3 protein-coding genes are annotated in these 4637 nt (G+C 68.2%); 2 read left to right on the top strand and 1 reads right to left on the bottom strand.

Annotated elements, in window-relative coordinates; translation table 11 throughout:
- Nucleotides 1–306 precede the first annotated feature (306 nt).
- Complete coding sequence (locus tag JZ791_RS43470) at nt 307–597, top strand: hypothetical protein (protein ID WP_216903726.1); 291 nt, start codon at nt 307–309, stop codon at nt 595–597.
- 568 nt (nt 598–1165) lie between these two features.
- On the opposite strand, the gene JZ791_RS43465 is transcribed toward JZ791_RS43470, so the two are convergent.
- On the bottom strand, nt 1166–2137 hold the full coding sequence (locus tag JZ791_RS43465; protein ID WP_216903723.1) for a hypothetical protein: 972 nt from the start codon (nt 2135–2137) through the stop codon (nt 1166–1168).
- Nucleotides 2138–2251: 114 nt separating this feature from the next.
- Here JZ791_RS43465 and JZ791_RS43460 point away from each other — a divergent pair, with 114 nt between their 5' ends.
- Nucleotides 2252–2611, top strand: a complete 360-nt coding sequence (locus JZ791_RS43460; RefSeq protein WP_216903721.1) for an ArsR/SmtB family transcription factor — start codon at nt 2252–2254, stop codon at nt 2609–2611.
- Nucleotides 2612–4637 lie beyond the last annotated feature (2026 nt).

Here is a 4637-nt window from a genome sequence, read left to right as displayed (position 1 = left end):
GGTGAAGACTCCGGGGGCGGCGGGGGCGGTCCGTGCCGCCTCGGTCCGCCCGGGTTGACCCACGGTGGAGGCAGGATCGGTCCGCCGGGATTCACGGGTGGCCGATTCGGGCCGCCGGGGTTCACCGGCGGCCGATTCGGGCCGCCAGGGTTGACGCCTGGCGGGGGCAGGATGGGGCCGCCCGGGTTACCGCCCGGCGGGTGCTGGAAGGGGTTGCCCGGGTTACCGCCCGGCGGGGGCTGGAATGGGCCGCCGGGGTTGATCGGCGGCGGTGTGGGTCCGCCTGGACCGATCGACGGCGGCTGCATGGGTCCGCCCGGGTTGATCGACGGCGGCGTCGGTCCACCCGGACCGATGGACGGTCCGGACGGGGGCGGTCCGCCGGGGCCGCCCGGGAGCCCGCCACCCAAATCGGGCGGGCTCGGGATCAGTGTGTCCGGGGTGCTCGACGAGTCCGGTGCGCTCATGCTCGGCCCGGAATCCGGCGAACTCATGCTCGGCCCGGTGTCCGTCGTACTCGAGCTGTCCGGCGAAGTCCCCGTGTCGGTCGAGCTACTGGTCGAACCGCCGGAGTCCGTGCCGGTGGAATCGGCGTAGGCGAGCACCGTCGGGGTGGCGATCAGTGCTCCGGTCAGCAGGGCGGCGGCGAGAATTCGGCGAGGGCGGGATGAAATAACTGTCGGCACAATGATTCTCCTGCGACATGGGGCGTCTGTCCGGCGGCGCCCTCGTTGTCATCAAAACAAGGCATTATGCGAAAACTTTTGGATATCAATGCCAGTTGCCTGTGAATGATCAGAACTGATCTCGCCGTCGGTTCACACTCGGGATCCACCGGCCAGCTGCCGGGCCGATCCCGATGTGGCGCAACATGTTCGGTGATCTACACCGTCTGATCCCGGGCGGCCCAGCGACTGGTCCTGCCAGAGTCTGGCGGGGCACGAATGCCGACTGGCTGGGTGCGGAGCGCGTCCGGTCCGGTCCGGTCCGGGCATACGCGTGCCGGCGGGGCAGACCCCGGGGCTTCGGTGCCGTCGCGGGTTCGTGGCATCGGCGAAACACCACCAGGGGTTCTATGGCGCCTTCAGCAGTGCGGCGGTGACATCTGACTGGAGCGCTTATGCAGCCGTGTGCCCGCCGCCTTGGTTGCCCGGCATTCCTGGCGTCAGATGAGGTTGGTGGCGACCAGGGCTCCGATGATCAACAGCACGGCGGCGGTGATCAGGTTGGCGCTCTTGTCGACCCAGGCGCCGCGCAATTGATATCCGGCAAACGCGCCCAGCATGGTCAGTCCGACGATGGAGATCACGGTGACCAGCGAGAAGACGATCAGTGTGCCGACCGCGGCGGCCATACCGAGGGCGCTGGCCGCCAGGAACACAGGCAGGATGGTCAGATCCGGTGAAGCGGCGGCCCCGAACGGCACCGCGAATGCGAGCAGCTTCGCGACGCGGCCGCGATTGGGCTTGTGTGGCGACGTGCTCGATGCGGCCGGGTTCGTGGTGGTCGCGAGCTGGCTGTGCCCATGTGTGTCCGCGTGGCTGTGTTCATGCGCGTGCCCCCGGGCGTGATCGTTTTCGTGAGCATGACCGCGGTCGTGAGCATGGGGGTGCCCTGATGTGTGTGCGTGGCTGAGTTCGTGAGTGTGCTCGTGGACGTGGCCTTCTCGGTCCGTGTGCTCGTGCTGATCGGGAGCGCTCGTGGTCGCCGGGATCGTGCTGTGCTGGTGTCCGTGAGGGTGGCCGTGGTCGTCCGCGTGCCTGTGCGGGCGTCCATGGTCGTGAGAGTGCCCGTGGCTGTGACCGCCATTCTGGTCATGGGTGTGCCCTCGGCCTATCAGTTCCAGCACGGCGAACACCGCGCCGGTCAGGATCAGCAGCCCGCCGACCACCAGGTTCTCGTTGCGTTCGACGTCGGTGCGGAATCGCAGGCCGACCAGGATCACGATCGCGCCCAGGATCAGTGAGAACGCGACATGGGCCAGCCCGGCCAGGCTGGACAGTCGCAGCACGCGGCGCAGCGGGTAGCGCTGGGCGCGGGCGATCACCGACAGCGGAACCCAGTGATCGGGCAGGACGGCGTGGCCGAAGCCGACACCTGCCGCGGCTGCGAGCAGCGCGGGGGCGGTGAAACTCATATCCGGAAATATACTCTCATCTTCGCAGAAGTGAAGATGAGAAAATGGCGACGGCGCGGTACGTACCCGGCGATGTCACACTGGGAGCGACACCGACATAGAAGGACGGCCTCCATGACCAGCAAGGCGACCGCGCCGGCCACCGAGGCCGGGCACGACGCCCGGTTGACCGATCCGCAGGTGGAGCAGGCCGTCCTGATGCTGTCGATGCTTGCCGAGCCAACTCGCCTGCGGCTGCTGTGGGCCCTGCGCGACACCGAACTGGGTGTGAGCGCCCTGGCCGAAGCCGCCAAATGCACCCCCACCGCCGCGAGCCAGCACCTGTCGAAGCTGCGCCTGGTCGGCCTGGTCCAGCAGCGAGCCGACGGCCGAGCCCGCCTGTACCGGCTCTCGGGTGGGCACGTGGTGCGGCTACTGTCCGAGGCCCTGGCCCAAGCCGACCACACCGTATCGGGGTTGCCGCATCACGGGTGATCGGCGCGGCCGGACCTATGGGTATTCCGGCCGATGCCGATGGCATGTGGTGCGCACGTTGTTGCCTGATCCCACGGTATCGGGGCGTCTCATTGCATCGGCGTGGTCGACCCCTGGGTATCCCGGCCGGTGCCTGGGGGCGCGCGGTGTTCACGTTGGTCGGGCTGATCGGACGGTATCGGGGTCGCGGCATCGCAGGTGATCATCGTGGTCGGACCTGGGTGGGTGTCCTGGCTGCGCCTGCGTGGGGTGGTGCGGCTGTTGTCTGATGTGTTGATCCGAGCTGGCCGTGCCGGTGTCGGAGCTGACGTACAGTCGGTGATCATTGTGGATGAAAGGTGTTGTTGCGCAGTGTGATCGGGATCATCGTGGCCTCGATCCGAAATCCCGTGCGGCCGCTCGGGTATCGGTATGCCTATAGTGTTGTCGGACTGTGGTGAGAGTGTGAGGGGGCGCGGTGAGTGGACCGTGGTATGACAAATTCACCGACGCCGAGGCCAAAGCCCCGTACGGCCAGTCGACGGTATTGAGTACAGCCGACGGGTACTGGTGGCGCCTGGATCCTGGCTCCTCGTGGATGTGGTACAACGGCTCGTTCTGGCAATATGCCCCGCCCCCAATGGATCCGCGCGTCCGCTGCGGCTCCCGCATCGTCGAGCAGCAAGCCGCATCACCGCCCCCGGTAGTGCCAACATCACCGCCCCAGCGCCCCAACCCGGAACCTGCTCGCCCCACAACCGCCGACCGCCTTCCCGCGGCTCTTCCTCAGCAACCGCAGGTTCCATCGGGCCCACTACTGGGACAGGGACCCACCGGTACGCCGCCGACCCAAGGGCCAGCGGAACCGCCGCCACTTCCTCGGGCGTTACCGGGATCTCGGCCTCTGCCACAGGAACTGGCGGGCTCGCCGCAAGGACCGGCGGGGTCTCTGCCTCTGTCGCAAGGATCATCGGGGAGTCAGCCGCTGTCGCAGGGCCCGGCAGGACCGCCACCTCTTCCGCAATCCGTATCCGGATCCAGGCCGCTGTTGCAGGGGTCGCCCGGTTCATCACAAGGGGCAGCGGGGTCTGCGCCATTTTCACAGGGGGCGTCGGGGAGTCAGCCATTGGCGCAGGAGTCGGGAGGGCCGCCGCCACTTCCGTCGGCGTTATCGGGATCCCAGCGTTTGCCACAGGGGTCTGTGGGTTCGCCGCAAGGGCCGGTGGGACCGCCGCCTCTTCCCCAGGCAGGATCTCGGCCATTGCCGCAGGAATCACCGCAGGGGTCCTTGGGCGGGTCGTCGCCGCAGGGATTTGCGGGCGCTCAGCTCATGGGGCAGGGACCTGCCGACGCAGGCTTTGCGGCGGCGGAGCCCGGCAATTTCGGGACTGCTCCGGGAGCGGCGCTGAATCAACCTGTCCCGCAGGCGCCTTCTGGTTCGGTGCCGGTCGGTGGTGCTCCTGGGCAACCGGGGGTGCCGGATGGTGTACCCGGGCGTCAGGGGGCCGTCGCCGAGACTGTTCGGTTGGGTTCGGCGGCAGCCCACTCTGCACCGCAGTCGGTCGGTGTACCTGAAACCGTGAAGTGGGGGAGTGCAACACCTTCGGCTCGATCCGCGCTGTCCGAACATCCGGCTCCGCCTGGCGCCGTTGCTCGAATCGACAGCGTCAGCGGGGATCTGCAGTCCGCCGTGCCAGGCGCGGGTATGCACGCCGCTGTGTCGAACGAGATCGAACAGAGCGGAGTTCAGGCTGAGCCCGGTCAAGCGCTGGGTGCGGTCGGGATCGCGCAGGCTGTCCCCCCGGACGGAGTCGTACGCGCTCCCACGCCGACCGGTTCCGTGCCGATTGCCGCGCCGAACGGGACCATGCAGCCCCTTGCGTCGAACGAGTCTGCGCAGACCGCTTATCCGGTTGGGATAGAGCAGGCTCCTGCCCGAGGTGGGAGTGTGCCGCCGCCTCTTCCCGGTGGGGTTGTGCCGCCGCCTCTACCGGGTGGGGTTGTGCCGCCGCCTCTACCGGGTGGGGTTGTGCCGCCGCCTCTACCG

The organism is Nocardia alni, from assembly GCF_019038435.1.
GTDB classification, from domain to species: Bacteria; Actinomycetota; Actinomycetes; order Mycobacteriales; family Mycobacteriaceae; genus Nocardia; species Nocardia alni.
Note: the sequence above shows the minus strand (reverse complement) of the source record. Positions and strands in the feature narration are given on the sequence as shown.